Below are 14,697 nucleotides of genomic sequence, written 5' to 3'. Positions count from 1 at the left end.
GTGCCGGGCCGGTTCGCTTTCCCTGAGGAGTTCCCATGTATGTAGTCCGTCCGGTCGAACTTGCGGATATCGCAGCCCTGGAAGCGCTGGCCGCGGTGCCCATGCCGGGCGTGCATACCTTGCCCAAGACGCGCGACAAGATCGTCGCCATGATCGAGCGCTCGATCGCGTCCTTTGCCGCGCACGTCGACATCCCCAGCGAGGAATCCTATCTGCTGGTGCTGGAATCGCCGCACGAACGGCAAATCGTCGGCACCGCCGCCATGTTCGCGGCGGCCGGCTCCAACGGCACCTATTTCTCCTTCCGCAACGACGTGATCCAGCAGGTGTCGCGCGACCTGAACATCAGCCACAGCGTGCACGCGCTGACGCTGTGCTCGGAGCTGACCGGCTATTCGCAGCTGTCCAGCTTTTACGTCGGCGAGCGCGAACACGGCTCGGCCGAGGCGGCGCTGCTGTCGCGCGCGCGGCTGATGTTCGCCGTGCTGGCGCCGCACCGCTTCGCCGACCGCTTCTTCGTGCCGCTGGCCGGCGTCACCAAGGACGACGGCAGCTCGCCGTTCTGGGACGCGCTGGGCCGTAAATTCTTCAAGATGGATTTCCTCGACGCCGAGCGCACCATCGGCGGTGCGCGCAACCGCACCCTGATCGTCGAACTGATGCCGCACTACCCGGTCTACGTGCCGCTGCTGCCGGGCGACGCGCAGGCGGCCATGGGCCAGATCCACCCGTCGGGCGAGCTGGCTTTCAACCTGCTGACGGCGGAGGGCTTCGAGGCCGACGACTACATCGACATCTTCGACGGCGGCCCGATCCTGCAGGCGCACAAGAATTCGCTGCGCACCTTCACCGGCGCGCTGCAGCGCCGCGTGGCGACCTCGGTGGAGCAGCCGGACCGCGGCCGCGAGCCGCAGCTGCGTTACGCCGTGGCCTCGGCCACCGAACATGACTTCCGCGCCGTGATCACGCACTGCCCGGCGCTGGATGCGCAACTCAGCGTGGCCCTGTCCGTCGAGGTACAGGAAGCGCTGCGCGTCGCCGAGGGCGACACCGTGATCTGCGTCCGAATATAAGAACAAAAGGAAAAGCTATGCTGGTAGTACGCGCAATCCAGGCCGGCGATCTCGACGCCCTGTACGTGATGGCCACCCAGGTCGGCAGCGGCATGACCACGCTCAAGCCGGACATGAAGATGATGGGCGACCGCGTGCAGATCGCCGTGGCCTCCTTCGCCGAAACCATCGCGCCAGAGAAGCGCGACTACATGTTCGTGATGGAGGACACCGACAGCGGCCGCATGGCCGGCGTGTGCGCCATCAAGGGCGCGGTCGGCCTGACCGAACCGTTCTACAACTACCGCATCGGCACCCTGGTGCACTCCAGCCGCGAGCTCGATGTGTTCACCCGCATGGACACGCTGTACCTGTCGAACGACCTGACCGGCAGCACCGAACTGTGCTCGCTGTTCCTGCATCCCGACTACCGCAGCGGCAACAACGGCAAGCTGCTGTCCAAGAGCCGCTTCCTGTTCATCGCCCAGTTCCCGCACCTGTTCACCGAAAAGCTGATCGCCGAAATGCGCGGCTACCAGGAGGAGAGCGGCCGCTCGCCGTTCTACGAGGGGCTAGGCCGCCACTTTTTCAAGATGGACTTCGACCACGTCGACGCGCTGACCGCGGTCGGCAAGAAGTCCTTCATCGCCGAACTGATGCCGCGCCAGCCGCTGTACGTCGACTACCTGCCGCAGGATGCGCAGGAGGTGATCGGCAAGGTGCACACCTCGACCGCGCCGGCGCGCCGCCTGCTGGAACAGGAAGGCATGTATTTCGAAGGCTACGTCGACATCTTCGACGCCGGCCCGGTGCTGCAGGCGCGCGTGTCGGAACTGCGGGCGCTGCGCGACAGCACGCTGGCCGAAATCGGCCCCGCCACCGACTGGGATTCGGCGTGCGCGCCGGAGTCGCTGGCGGCCGAGCCGATGCTGGTGTCGAACACCACGCTCAAAGATTTCCGCATGATTCTGTCGCACGCCATGCCGGTCAACGGCAGCATCGCGCTGCCGGAGGCCGAGCAAAAGCTTCTGCACTGCCACGGCGGCGACAGCGTGCGCACCCTGACTCTCAATCCGAGGAAGCACCATGGCTAACATCAGCAATTTCATTAACGGCGAATGGCTCGCCGGCAGCGGCGCCGAACTGGTGACCATCGATCCATCCACCGGCAGGCAGACCTGGGCCAGTTGCGAATCCACCTGCAAGGACGTGGAGCAGGCCGTGGCTGCCGCGCGCGCCGCCTTCGAGCCGTGGGCGCTGACGCCGGTCGAGGAGCGCATCGCCATCGCCACCCGCTTCCGCGACCTGCTCAAGCAGGATGCCGAGGCGCTGGCGCTGCTGATCGCCGAGGAAGTCGGCAAGCCGCTGTGGGAAGCGCGCACGGAAGTCACCACCATGGCCAACAAGATCGACATCTCGGTGCAGGCTTATAACGCCCGCACCGGCGAGAGCCACAACAAGGTCGCCGACGGCGAGGCCGTGCTGCGCCACCGTCCGCACGGCGTGTTCGGCGTATTCGGTCCGTACAACTTCCCCGGCCACCTGCCGAACGGCCACATCGTGCCGGCGCTGATCGCCGGGAACACGGTGGTGTTCAAGCCCAGCGAATACGCGCCGCGCACCGCCATCAAGACCGTGCAGCTGTGGGAACAGGCCGGCGTGCCGAAAGGCGTGATCAACCTGCTCAACGGCGGCCGCGAGACCGGCGTCGACCTGGGGCAGTGCAAGGACCTGGACGGCGTCCTGTTCACCGGCAGCTGCCCGACCGGCACCGCGCTGCACAAGCAGTTCGGCGGCCAGCCGGGCAAGATGCTGACGCTGGAGATGGGCGGCAACAACCCGCTGGTGATCTGGGACGCGAAGGAAATCGATGCCGCGGTGTTCATGGCGGTGTCCTCGGCCTTCATCTCGGCCGGTCAGCGCTGCACCTGCGCGCGCCGCCTGATCGTGCGCCAGGGCGCCGAGGGCGACGCCATCATCGCGCGTCTGGTGGATGTCGCCGGCCGCCTGACCGTGGGCGCTTCGAACGCCGAACCGGCGCCGTTCATGGGACCGGTGGTGTCGGCCAACGTCGCCAAGCGCCTGGTGCAGGCGCAGTCCGACCTGGTGGCCAAGGGCGGCAAGCTGCTGCTGGAAATGAAGCAGCTCGACCCCAACACCGGCTTCGTCACCGCCGGCATCGTCGATGTCACCGACGCCAAGGGCATTCCGGACGAAGAGTGGTTCGGTCCCCTGCTGCAGGTGATCCGCGTGGCCGATTTCGACAGCGCCATCAAGGCCGCCAACGCCACCGAGTTCGGTCTGGCGGCGGCGCTGATCTCCAACGACGAACAGCTGTGGAAGATCTTCCAGGTGCGCGCCCGCGCCGGCATCGTCAACTGGAACCGTCCCACCACGGGCGCCGCCAGCACCGCGCCGTTCGGCGGCGTCGGCAAATCGGGCAACCACCGTCCGAGCGCCTACTACGCTGCCGATTACTGCGCCTATCCGGTCGCCTCGATCGAAAACCCCGCTCTTGAAATGCCGGCCAAGCTGTCGCCGGGCATGCACTTCTGAAGGTCGCCTCCATGTCTGCACGCGAATTCAACTTTGACGGCCTGGTCGGCCCATCGCACAATTATGCCGGCCTGTCGTTCGGTAACGTCGCCTCGTTCAGCAACGTCAAAAGCGCATCGAACCCAAAGCTGGCCGCGCTGCAAGGGCTGGCCAAGATGCGCGCGTTGGCGGCGCGCGGCTTCGGCCAGGCGCTGTTGCCGCCGCAGGACCGTCCCAACTTCCGCCTGCTGCGCAGCGTCGGTTTCAGCGGCAGCGATGCCGAGGTGCTGGCCAAGGCAGCCAGGGAAGCGCCGGTGATCCTGGCCTGCGCCTATTCGGCGTCGCCGATGTGGACCGCCAACGCCGCCACCGTCAGCCCGTCGGCCGACAGCGCCGACGGCCGCACCCACTTCACCGCGGCGAACCTGAACAACAAGCTGCACCGCGCCTTCGAACACACGCAATCGACGCGCGCCCTGCGCGCCATCTTCAAGGATGACGAGCACTTCGCCGTGCACGACGCGCTGCCCGGCACGCCGGCCTTCGGCGACGAGGGCGCGGCCAACCACACGCGCCTGTGCCGCGATCACGGCAGCGCCGGCATCGAGATGTTCGTCTTCGGCCGCAGCGAATTCGATGTGTCGGTCGCCGCGCCGAAGAAGTATCCGGCGCGCCAGACGCTGGAAGCATCGCAGGCGGTGGCGCGCCTGCATGGCCTGGCGGCGCAACGCGCCGTGTACATCCAGCAGAATCCCGACGTGATCGATCAGGGCGTGTTCCACAACGACGTGATCGCGGTAGGTAACGCCAATGTGCTGTTCTACCACGAACAGGCATTCGCCGACGAAGCGGGCGCGCTCGATCAGCTGCGCCGCGCGATGGGCGCGGTGGGCGCGGACCTGAACGCGATCCGCGTCGACACCGCCAGGGTATCGGTCAACGACGCCGTCGCCAGCTATCTGTTCAACAGCCAGCTGCTGAGCAAGGACAACGGCAAGATGGCGCTGGTGATCCCGCACGAATGCCAGGAAGTGGGCGCGGTGGCTTCCTATCTGGAAGGCCTGGTCGCCGGCGGCGGCGCCATCGACGAATTGATCCACTTCGACCTGCGCCAGTCGATGCGCAACGGCGGCGGCCCGGCGTGCCTGCGCCTGCGCGTGGCGCTGACCGATGCCGAGGCGGCGGCCATGCACCAGGGCGTGGTGATGACCGAAGCGCTGTATCACACGCTGGTGGCGTGGGTGGAAAAACACTACCGCGACCGCCTGGAGCCTGCCGATCTGGCAGATCCCCAACTCGCCATTGAGGTACATACCGCGTTGGAGGAATTGAGCCTTATACTGGGACTGCCGGGGCTATACGACTTGTAATCCTGTTTTTCGTCCCACATCTAACCGGAATCGCGCAGCCACAAGCCGGCGCGGCCCCTGCAACACAAAATACCTATAACGTATTGGAGAAGCAAAGATGAAACAAATGCCACAAGACCTGCGTAAACAAACGCTGGAGCTGGTCAATGCAAGCAAGACGGCGGGCGACGACGAGCAGGTCGCCGCGCTGATCGCCGCCTGGCTGAAGTCTCTGGATGACGAGGACCTGGCGGGCACGGTGCCCGACAGCCTGGCGCCGGTCTTGTGGGGCGGTTTCACGCAGGTCGCCAAGCGTAGCGGCAGCGGCGCGCAGGTCGCGCGCCTGCGCCATTCCGACGGCCGCGGCGGCATGGCCACCGCGCTGCTGATCCTGAACGACGATATGCCGTATCTGGTCGATTCCATCGTCATGGCCATGCGCAAGCTGCGCGTGGCCGCCAACGGCGTGCTGAACGCGGTGCTGCCGGTGCAGCGCGACGCCGACGGTGCCATCACCGCCGTCGGCCAGGCCGGCGCCAAGCTGGAATCGTATGTGCTGGTGCTGCTGGCGGACGATCTGCCGGACGCGGAACTGGGCATGCTGGTCGAGCGCATCGAGATGGTGTCGCGCGACGCCGCCGTGGTGCACCGCGACCGTCCGGCCATGCTGGAACACTTCAGCCGCATCGGCGCCGAAGCGGCCACCCACGGCGAAGAGGGCAAGGAAGTCGCCGCCTTCCTCGAATGGGCGAAGACCGAAGGCTTCGAACCGTTCGGCTACGCCTACTATCAGGTCAAGCCCGGCGTGCCCGAACTGGAGCGCGATATCCCGAGCCGCATCGGCGTGCTGCAGGACACCTCGCACCCGGTCTACGGCACCTGCCTGGCCAACATCCCCGGCTTCTTCGACACCCTGTCCAAGCGCGCGCACACGCTGTCCATCGTCAAGGCCGACGTGGAAGGCACGCTGCACCGCGATGCGCAACTGGACTTCATCGGCGTGCGCCATGCGGATGCCGACGGCAAGATCCTCGGCGAATACTGCTTCGTCGGCCTGTTCACCCGCGCCGCCACCTCGACCCCGCTGGACCGCCTGCCGTTCGCGCGCGGCCGCGTGGCCAAGGTGCTGAGCATCGCCGGCGTGCGTCAGGAAGGCTTCCGCGCCGAGAAATTCGTCGAGATCCTCGAATCGCTGCCGCGCACCGAAGCGCTGGAAGCGGAACCGGAATGGCTGGCCGAAGTCTGCGGCGCCGTGGTCTCGCTGTACAAGCAGCCGCGCGCCAAGGTGTTCGCCCGCCGCGACGTCTATGCGCGTCACCTGAATGTGCTGGTCTACCTGCCGCGCGAGCGTTACAGCGCAAGCGTCGGCTCGGCCCTGGCCAAGGCGCTGCAGGCAAGCTCCGGCGCGCATCACGTCAGCTCGCAGACCCTGGTGGCGGACGGTCCGCTGGCTCGCGTCTACCTGATCGCCCACGGCGCGCGCTATCCGCTGGACCTGGCAACCGACATCCAGCAACCGCTGCTGGCGGTGCTGGACGGCTGGCATGACCAGTTCTCGGCGCTGGCCGACAAGGTGGAAGACGTGTCGCTGCGCGCCAGCCTGCGCCGCATGTGCGCCACGCTGCCGACCGATTACGTCGTCGCCACCAAGCCTGCCGCCGCCTTCCACGACCTGGAAGCGATCCTGCGCAACGGCGACCCGTCACGCGTGAGCGTGCGCGTGGATGCCGACAACGGCGCCAGCACCATCCGCCTGTATTCGGTCGATCGCGTGCCATCGCTGTCGACCATCCTGCCGGCGCTGCACAACGCCGGCGTCACCATCGACCGCGAACAGGCGCACTCGCTGCGCGTAAACGGCCAGCGTCACTACGTCACCAGCCTGTCGGTGGATGCCGACACCGCGGCCAAACTGGGCAAGCCGGAAATCGTCTCGGTGGCGGAAGACCTGTTCACCGCCCTGTTCAACAACGAAGCGGAAGACGGCCGCCTGAACGGCCTGGTGATCGAAGGTGGCCTGAGCGTGCGCGAAGTGCAACTGGTGCGCGCCTACATGAGCTACTGGCGCCAGACCGGCACCAACTTCTCGGTGCGCTACATGGCGGAGACGCTGCGTACCCAGCCGGCGCTGGTCAAGGATTTGGTCGACGCCTTCCTGCAGCGCTTCGATCCGGCCAACGACGACGCCACGCGCAACGCCGCGCTGGACAAGATCGCCGACATCAAGAGCCGCCTGCCGGCCATCAACCACGCCGACAGCGAGGCGGTGCTGGGCGCCATGGCGACCCTGATCGCCGCCACGCTGCGCACCAACTACTTCCAGAACGCCCAACAGGGCGACAAGATCATCTTCAAATTCGACACCAGCAACCTGTCGCTGGTGCCTGAGCCGCGTCCGTTCCGCGAGATCTTCGTGTTCTCGCGCCGCTTCGAGGGCGTGCACCTGCGCGGCGGCCCGGTGGCGCGTGGTGGCCTGCGCTGGTCGGACCGCATGGAAGACTACCGCACCGAAGTCCTGGGCCTGGTCAAGGCACAGATGGTGAAGAATGCCGTGATCGTGCCGGCCGGCGCCAAGGGCGGCTTCGTCTGCAAGCAGATGCCCAAGGACGCCGCGCGCGACGTCATTGCGGCGGAAGGCGAGGCAGTCTACCGCCTGTTCATTTCCAGCCTGCTGGAAGTGACCGACAACCGCGTGCTGGGCAAGATCGTGCCGCCGGCCGATACCGTGGTCTACGACCCGAATGATCCATACCTGGTGGTGGCGGCCGACAAGGGCACCGCGACCTTCTCCGACATCGCCAACGGCATCGCCGTGCAGCGCGGCTTCTGGCTGGGCGACGCGTTTGCATCGGGCGGCTCCAACGGCTATGACCACAAGAAGATGGGCATCACCGCCAAGGGCGCGTTCGAGGCGGTCAAGCGTCACTTCTACGAAATGGACCACGACATCCATGCCGCGCCGGTGACCATGGTGGGCGTGGGCGACATGTCGGGCGACGTGTTCGGCAACGGCGCGCTGCTTTCGCGCAAACTGAAGGTGCTGGCGGCGTTCGACCACCGCCACATCTTCCTCGACCCGAACCCGGACATGGAAGTCTCGTTCAAGGAACGCGAGCGCATGTTCGCGCTGCCGCGCTCCTCATGGGACGACTACAACAAGGAACTGATCTCGGCCGGCGGCGGCGTGTATCCGCGCAGCGCGCGTTCGATCGAACTGTCGCCGCAGATCCGCGCCGCGCTGGATATCGAAGAAACCGCGCTGGCGCCGGAAGAGCTGATGCACCGCATCCTGCTGGCACCGGTGGACCTGTTCTACAACGGCGGCATCGGCACCTATATCAAGGCGTCGACCGAGACCCACGCGCAGGTGAAGGACCGCGCCAACGACAACATCCGCGTCAACGGCAACGAGCTGCGCTGCAAGGTGGTGACCGAAGGCGGCAACCTGGGCGCGACCCAGGCCGGCCGCATCGAATTCGCGCTGAACGGCGGCCGCATCTTCACCGATGCGATCGACAACTCGGCCGGCGTGGACTGCTCGGACCACGAAGTGAACGCGAAGATGTGGCTGGACGTGGAAATGAACGCCGGCCAGTTGAGCGAAGCGGACCGCAACCGCACCCTGAACGAGATGACCAACGATATCGAACGCCTGGTCCTGCGCGACAACACGCTGCAAACGCAATTGCTGGTGCGCGAGCTGCAGGCGCAGGGCGATGCCGCCGTGCAGGATGGCTACGCCGCGCTGATCGCTTCGCTGGAAGAAGAGGGCGCGCTGTCGCGCGAGCTGGAACAGCTGCCGTCGGTGGCCGAACTGGCGCGCCGCAAGGCCGATGGCCGCGGCCTGACCACGCCCGAACTGGCGGTGGTGATCGCCAACGTCAAGAACCGCTACAAGCGCATCCTGTCGGCGCTGCCGCTGACGGATAACAGCTGGGCCGAGTCGGTGCTCAAGCCGTACTTCCCGGACCTGCTGGTGGCCACCCGTCCGGCGCTGGCGCACCCGCTGGCCAACGCGATTTTGGCCACCGTGCTGGCCAACGAGTCGGTGAACCGCTGCGGTCCGCTGATGCTGCGCCAGCTGGCCGGCGAACATGGCGTCGATGAGTCGGATGTGATCCTGGCCTGGGGCCAGGCCTGGTCGGCGCTGAATCTGGCGCCGGTGTTCGACGCGCTGGACGCCGATGCACTGAAGGTGCCGCGCGCGGTATCGGTGAAGGTTGATGCGCGTACCCGTTCGCTGCAGAAGTCCGTGATCGAAGGCGCGCTGTCGGTGCCCGCCGAACAGCTGCGCGCCGGCGCCGCCGAGCTGACACGCTTGTTCGCCAAGCCGGAGACGCTGGCGTCGCTGACTGGCGCCGATGGCCAGTCGGAAGCCGAACTGACCGCCGGCCTGCGCGCCGAGTTCGTGCGCGCCTGGAAGGCGGTCGATGCGATCGAATCGGTGGCGGCGTTCGTATTTGCCGCGCTGTCGGTACAGCGTCCGCAGGGCATGGACTTGCCGGCTTTCCTGCAGGTCGGCCTGGCGCTGCGCGCGCAGGTCGGCATCGATGTGCTGGAGCGTGGCCTGAAACTGCCGGCCACCAACCGTTCGCAGGAACAGCTGCGCAGCTACGCGCAGAATGCGCTGCGCCGCACGCAGCAGCGTTTGCTGACACAGGTGCTCAAGCATGCGACCGGCGGCCATAGCGCGGTGGAGGCGGTGGAAGTCGTCGCCAACACCCTCGGCCTGTCGGGCTACGCGCCGGCCGCCGATCTGGAACAGGCGATGCTGGACGTGTGGGCGCTGTCGGAAGCGGTCAACGCCAGCACGACCGCGGTGGCGGTGTAATGAGCGGCTTGCCGGAACCGGTGCGCGCGCTGGCGGAAGCCGATTTCCGCGCGGTTGCGCAGCGCTTCAGCGCGGCCGGTTTTGTGGTCACGGAACCGGCCGACGGCATCATCACCATCAAGGCGGCCGGGCATGCGCGTGCCGGCGGCGGCGACGCGCGTCCGGCGGTGCTGCTGTCGGTCGGCGTCCATGGCGACGAGACGGGGCCGATCGAAGTGGTGGCCTATCTGCTGGAAGCCTTGTCGCATCAGGCTTCCCTGCTGGCGGTGGACCTGATGCTCTGCGTCGGCAACATCGGCGCCATCCGCGCCGGCAAGCGCTTCATCGACGCTGACCTGAACCGCATGTTCCGCGCCGAACGCGGTTCGCTGGAAGGCACGGCGGAAGCGGCGCGCGCCGACGTGATGATCGCCGCCACCGACAGCTTCTTCGCCGGCGCGGGGCCGCTGCGCTGGCACCTGGACCTGCACACGGCGATCCGGCCATCGGTGTATCCCACCTTTGCCATCGTGCCGGAGCTGATTGCCGATATCCCGCGTCATGAGCTGATTGAATGGCTGGGGCTTGCCGGCATCGGCGCCGTGATCATGAACCCTGCCTCGGTGGGCACGTACAGCTACTACTCGGCCGAGCATCACGCGGCGGCCGGCACCACGGTGGAACTGGGCCGCATCGGCACGCTGGGGCAGAACGACCTGGCGCAGTTTGCCGACGCCTCGCAGGCGCTGGACGACCTGCTGCGCGGCGCCGCCAGGCGTAGCGCGAAGCAGAAGCCGCACATCTTCAACACCGCGCGCCAGATCGTCAAACTGAGCGACCGCTTCCAGATGGCCTTTGGCAAGGACACGCACAACTTCACGCCGATGAAACAGGGTGAGGAGATCGCGCGCGATGGCGACACGGTCTACACGGTGCAGCATCCGGAAGAGTATGTGGTGTTCCCGAATCCCGACGTGCGGGTGGGCTTGCGGGCGGGCGTGATGGTGGTGCGCGTGGAGTAGGCCTTTACCTGCCTTTACACTTTGCAGGCTCATAGATACATGGTTTGGTTCGTTAACAGGAACAGCATTGTCCTTAACGATACGGAGTAAGAACCATGACCTCAGCAATCAGCAGCCTGTCCGGCAGCGGCACCACCCAAGCCACTTCCTTCGACCCATCGAAAGGCGCGGCGCGCTTCGCCTCCAAAGTCTTCGGCGACATGGACGCCGACAAGGATGGCAGCGTCACCAAAGACGAATTCGTCAAAGGCCTGGAATCCAAGGGCGTCTCGGCCGACGACGCAGCCAAGCAGTTCGACGCCATCGACACCCAGAAAAGCGGTGCGATCACCAGGGACGACCTGGAAGGCGCCATCAAGAGCGGCACCTTCCAGCCACCGCGTCCGCAGGGCGGCGCGCACGGTGGCGGCCGTTCCGAAGGCGCCGGTGGTGCGCAAGCGGCCGGTGGCGCCGGCAGCGTCAGTACATCATCCAGTTCGACCAAAACCTACGAAGCGGCCGACAGCAACCAAGACGGCTCCGTCTCGCAGCAAGAGCAGCTGATCTACGACCTCTCCCACGGCAGCGGCAGCACCTCCGATGCCAGCAAGATCGGCACCAACTTCAACGCGGTAGCATAAACTCCGGGGTCAGGTCTTTCATTGCCTCACGAGCCCAGCCGTAGCGGTCGCTACGGCTGGGCTCGTGAGGCAATGAAAGACCTGACCCCGGATTCGCGGCTATACTTCCTGTACCTCATTCAAGGAGTGGATTATGCCGCTATCGATGTATCAAGTGTCCGTGCCGGTGTTCGTGCGCGGCTTGCAGGTGTTGTCGGATTTGTTGAAAAAGGCCGAGGCCCACGCGCAGCAGCACGGCGCGGTAGAGGGGGCGATGATTTCGGCGCGGCTGGCCGATGATATGTTGCCGCTGTCGGGACAGGTGCAGCGCGCCAGCGATACGTCCAAGATGACCATCGCCCGCATCGCCGGCGTGGAGGCGCCCAGGTTCGAGGACGATGAAACTTCTTTCGATCAGCTCCAGCAGCGCATCGCGAAAACCATCGCTTATCTGGAAAGCGTTGGCGCCGAACAGTTCGAGGGCAGCGAGGACCGCGTCATCAAGCTCAATTTCGGCGGTTTCCCGGATTTCAAGGGCAGCGAGTATCTGTTGACGTTCGCGCTGCCGAACTTCTACTTCCACATCGCCACCGCTCACGACATCCTGCGCAATCAGGGCGTCGCGATCGGCAAGCGCGATTATCTGGGACCGTTTTAAGCGCGCACGATCAGCGCAGTCAGGGTGATGGCCAGTCCGACCAGCACCATGGCTGCGCCGGTGACGGCGGCCGGATGCATGCGGCGCGAGACGGTCGGGATTTTCTGGATCGGCATGGCTGGCTCCTTCTTGGCTTTGAGTAATACTTGACGCAAGAGTAACCGGACGCGAGTTGACGATCTAGACATGCGCCTGTATCAAAAGTAAGCACTTGTAACGCAGGGTTGTATTTCTGGCACAAAAATCCGTTAGGGCCGCAGACGCGGAAAGCCCTATAATCGCTGTGTTTTTGCCCGAATATTTCTCCCACAAGGATTAACCTGTGAACCAAACGCTGGTCCAGAAACTGACCCGTACCAAGCCGGTCAACAATAAAAACGAAGAGCAAGCAGCAAGCAGCAACGGCCTCCACCGCTCCATAGGCCTGTTTCCCCTGACGATGATCGGCGTCGGCGCCACCATCGGCACCGGTATCTTCTTCACAATGGTCGAAGCCGTACCCAAGGCTGGTCCGTCGGTCATCCTGTCCTTCCTGATCGCGGCCATCACCGCCGGCCTGACGGCGCTGTGTTATGCCGAACTGTCGTTCCGCATTCCCGCTTCCGGCTCGTCTTACTCGTTCGCCTATGCGACGGTGGGCGAGTTCCTGGCCTTCGTCATGGCCGCCTGCCTGCTGCTGGAATATGGACTGGCCGCCAGCGCCACCGCCATCGGCTGGTCGGATTACCTGAATAACTTCCTCAACAACGCCTTCGGCTGGCATATCCCCGAGCTGCTGCGCTCGCCGATGATCGTCTCTACCGCGCACGGCATCGAGTTCCATCCCGGCCGCATCAACCTGCCGCCTATCCTGCTGGTGGTACTGTGCTGCGTGCTGCTGGTGCGCGGCGCCAAGGAGTCGGCCACCACCAACGCCATCATGGTGCTGATCAAGCTGGCCATCCTGATCTTCTTCGTCGTGATCGCGTTCACCGGATTCGATATAAACAATTTCCATCCTTTCTACAGCCCGGATGGCGTGCATCACACCGGCCTGGGTGGGGTGACGGCGGCTGCCGCCACCGTGTTCTTCTCGTTCATCGGCCTGGATACGGTGGCCACCGCCGGCGAAGAGGTGCGCAATCCGACCCGCAATGTTCCGATCGGCATTCTGGCCGCACTGGGCATCGTCACGGTGTTTTACATGCTGGTGGCGGTGGCGGCGATGGGCGCGCAGCCGGCGTCGAAATTCGCCGGCCAGGAAGCCGGCCTGGCGGTGATCCTGCAAAATGTGACGGGCCAGACCTGGCCGGCGCTGGTGCTGGCGGCCGGCGCCGTGATCTCGGTATTCAGCGTGACGCTGGTGACCATCTACGGCCAGACCCGCATTCTGTACGCGATCTCCAAGGACGGTCTGATTTCGCCGGCCTTTCGCAAAGTCAGCCCGCGCACCGGTTCGCCGGTGCAGAATACGCTGATCGTCTGTATCGTGGTGGGCGTGGTGGCCGGCTTTGTCGATGCGACCTTCCTGTGGGACATGGTCAGCATGGGCACGCTGACGGCGTTCATCGTGGTGTCGCTGGCGGTGCCGGTGATGCGCGCCAAGGAAGGCCCGTCGGCGGTGAAGGGCTTCCGCGTGCCGGGCGGCCCCTATTTCGTGCCGGGTCTGAGCATCGCGGCCTGCCTGTACCTGATGTTCGGCCTGTCGATGACCACCTACACGGTGTTCGTGATCTGGATGGCGGCGGCGATCCTGACTTACTTCTTCTACGGTCTGCGCAACTCGCGCCTGAACTGATTAAAAAGCCCCGGCCGCTTGCGCGCGCCGGGGCTTTTTCCCAATGACGTCGGTGAGGCTTATTCTGCGTCCTTGCTTTCCGGCTTGGCGCCCAGGTAGAGGCGCAGTACCAGACCGGACAGGGCGATGGCGGCAGGCAGGTTTTCGATGATGGTCAGCATAATTTTCTCCTTGATGTGAATTCGGTAATCGATCAGCCGCGCGATGCGAAGTAGCGCAGTTCGGCGGACAGGTTGGGCGAGTGCAGTTCGCAGTCATTCGCCAGGCGGTTCAGCCACCAGATGGTTTCTTCTTTGTTGCGCTGCGACACAACCGGCTGTACGGCAAACAGGGCGTTGAACAGCTGGCGTGCAGCGGCAGCAACGTTGCTGAAATAGCCTTCGGTAGCGGTGGTGGTGAAGGTAGCGGCGCTCATCGGAAGATCCTTTAAATATTCGTTTGTTGCGTTGCAGTATGCGCCGACTGCAGTAATAAATAAACTTTTGATTTGTGATAAGTGCGATAAATTATTCGTATAACTGTGCAGAGGCGCGCTGCCTTTGGGTATTATTGCTGTCCGTTTGGCAATAATCGAAGGGGTGACATGTCGCTGCGCACGAAACTGATGTTGGCCTTGCTCTTGACCGGATTGGCGGCGGTGGCCATGGTCGGCGGACTGGCCTATGGCGGCATGACCAGCAAGGTCGACAGCATCCGCCGCGCGCGCGCCGCCGAACATTTCCGTGCGGCCGTCACCGCGTATCTGCAGCCTTACGGCAGTTGGGAGGCAAGTCCGGGCAAGCAGGGTTTCGACGCCTTTATGCACGACAACGCGCAGTCCGGGGCGCGCCGCCCGCCGCCCGACGATGAGCGCGCCCCGCCGCACGACCAGCCGCCGCCACGCGGCGACGAAGGC

10 protein-coding genes and 1 pseudogene are annotated in these 14,697 nt (G+C 65.1%); 10 read left to right on the top strand and 1 reads right to left on the bottom strand.

All coding sequences use genetic code 11. The features are described from left to right. Positions 1-35: 35 nt before the first annotated feature. The 9 genes from E4L98_RS08140 (at position 36) to E4L98_RS08100 (ending at position 13,802) form a co-directional block, all read left to right on the top strand. Positions 36-1,073: an arginine N-succinyltransferase gene (locus E4L98_RS08140; protein WP_135201066.1), complete on the top strand. Its 1,038-nt coding sequence runs from the start codon at positions 36-38 to the stop codon at positions 1,071-1,073. Between the two features lie 17 nt (positions 1,074-1,090). Beyond that, entirely contained in the window at positions 1,091-2,146 is a 1,056-nt protein-coding gene (gene astA, locus E4L98_RS08135; protein ID WP_135201065.1) for an arginine N-succinyltransferase, read from the top strand. Continuing rightward, the gene (gene astD, locus E4L98_RS08130; RefSeq protein ID WP_135201064.1) at positions 2,139-3,608 is read left to right on the top strand and encodes a succinylglutamate-semialdehyde dehydrogenase; all 1,470 of its coding nucleotides are present in this window, start codon (positions 2,139-2,141) and stop codon (positions 3,606-3,608) included. The genes astA and astD overlap by 8 nt, the downstream gene beginning before the upstream one ends. Positions 3,609-3,619: 11 nt before the next feature. Then, complete coding sequence (gene astB / locus E4L98_RS08125) at positions 3,620-4,957, top strand: N-succinylarginine dihydrolase (RefSeq protein WP_135201063.1); 1,338 nt, start codon at positions 3,620-3,622, stop codon at positions 4,955-4,957. A 97-nt stretch (positions 4,958-5,054) separates the two neighbouring features. Further along, entirely contained in the window at positions 5,055-9,767 is a 4,713-nt protein-coding gene (locus E4L98_RS08120) for an NAD-glutamate dehydrogenase domain-containing protein (protein ID WP_135201062.1), read from the top strand. Continuing rightward, a complete protein-coding gene (locus E4L98_RS08115) occupies positions 9,767-10,768 on the top strand; it encodes a succinylglutamate desuccinylase (protein ID WP_135201061.1) in 1,002 nt (333 codons plus the stop codon). The genes E4L98_RS08120 and E4L98_RS08115 overlap by 1 nt, the downstream gene beginning before the upstream one ends. A gap of 95 nt (positions 10,769-10,863) precedes the next feature. Beyond that, on the top strand, positions 10,864-11,388 hold the full coding sequence (locus E4L98_RS08110) for an EF-hand domain-containing protein (RefSeq protein ID WP_135201060.1): 525 nt from the start codon (positions 10,864-10,866) through the stop codon (positions 11,386-11,388). A gap of 133 nt (positions 11,389-11,521) precedes the next feature. Then, positions 11,522-12,025 (top strand): DUF1993 domain-containing protein, encoded by a 504-nt coding sequence (locus tag E4L98_RS08105; protein WP_135201059.1) that lies wholly within the window; start codon positions 11,522-11,524, stop codon positions 12,023-12,025. A gap of 322 nt (positions 12,026-12,347) precedes the next feature. After that, positions 12,348-13,802 (top strand): APC family permease, encoded by a 1,455-nt coding sequence (locus E4L98_RS08100; RefSeq protein ID WP_135201058.1) that lies wholly within the window; start codon positions 12,348-12,350, stop codon positions 13,800-13,802. 193 nt (positions 13,803-13,995) lie between these two features. Here the strand turns inward: E4L98_RS08100 and E4L98_RS08095 are convergent, their stop codons facing one another. Further along, a complete protein-coding gene (locus tag E4L98_RS08095) occupies positions 13,996-14,217 on the bottom strand; it encodes a hypothetical protein (RefSeq protein WP_135201057.1) in 222 nt (73 codons plus the stop codon). A gap of 189 nt (positions 14,218-14,406) precedes the next feature. On the opposite strand from E4L98_RS08095, the pseudogene E4L98_RS08090 reads away from it, so the two are divergent. Further along, positions 14,407-14,697: pseudogene (locus E4L98_RS08090) on the top strand (diguanylate cyclase); the annotation flags it as partial.

Source organism: Duganella callida (assembly GCF_004614165.1).
Classification (GTDB): domain Bacteria; phylum Pseudomonadota; class Gammaproteobacteria; order Burkholderiales; family Burkholderiaceae_D; genus Rugamonas; species Rugamonas callida.
This window is presented reverse-complemented; position numbering and strand designations above follow the sequence as displayed.

Excerpts from the sequence above, each read along its gene's own strand:
- astB (WP_135201063.1), top strand. The coding sequence starts at position 3,620 with ATGTCTGCACGCGAATTCAACTTTGACGGCCTGGTCGGCCCATCGCAC.
- E4L98_RS08140 (WP_135201066.1), top strand. The coding sequence starts at position 36 with ATGTATGTAGTCCGTCCGGTCGAACTTGCGGATATCGCAGCCCTGGAA.
- E4L98_RS08105 (WP_135201059.1), top strand. The coding sequence starts at position 11,522 with ATGCCGCTATCGATGTATCAAGTGTCCGTGCCGGTGTTCGTGCGCGGC.
- E4L98_RS08110 (WP_135201060.1), top strand. The coding sequence starts at position 10,864 with ATGACCTCAGCAATCAGCAGCCTGTCCGGCAGCGGCACCACCCAAGCC.
- E4L98_RS08095 (WP_135201057.1), bottom strand. The coding sequence starts at position 14,217 with ATGAGCGCCGCTACCTTCACCACCACCGCTACCGAAGGCTATTTCAGC.
- astD (WP_135201064.1), top strand. The coding sequence starts at position 2,139 with ATGGCTAACATCAGCAATTTCATTAACGGCGAATGGCTCGCCGGCAGC.
- E4L98_RS08120 (WP_135201062.1), top strand. The coding sequence starts at position 5,055 with ATGAAACAAATGCCACAAGACCTGCGTAAACAAACGCTGGAGCTGGTC.
- astA (WP_135201065.1), top strand. The coding sequence starts at position 1,091 with ATGCTGGTAGTACGCGCAATCCAGGCCGGCGATCTCGACGCCCTGTAC.
- E4L98_RS08115 (WP_135201061.1), top strand. The coding sequence starts at position 9,767 with ATGAGCGGCTTGCCGGAACCGGTGCGCGCGCTGGCGGAAGCCGATTTC.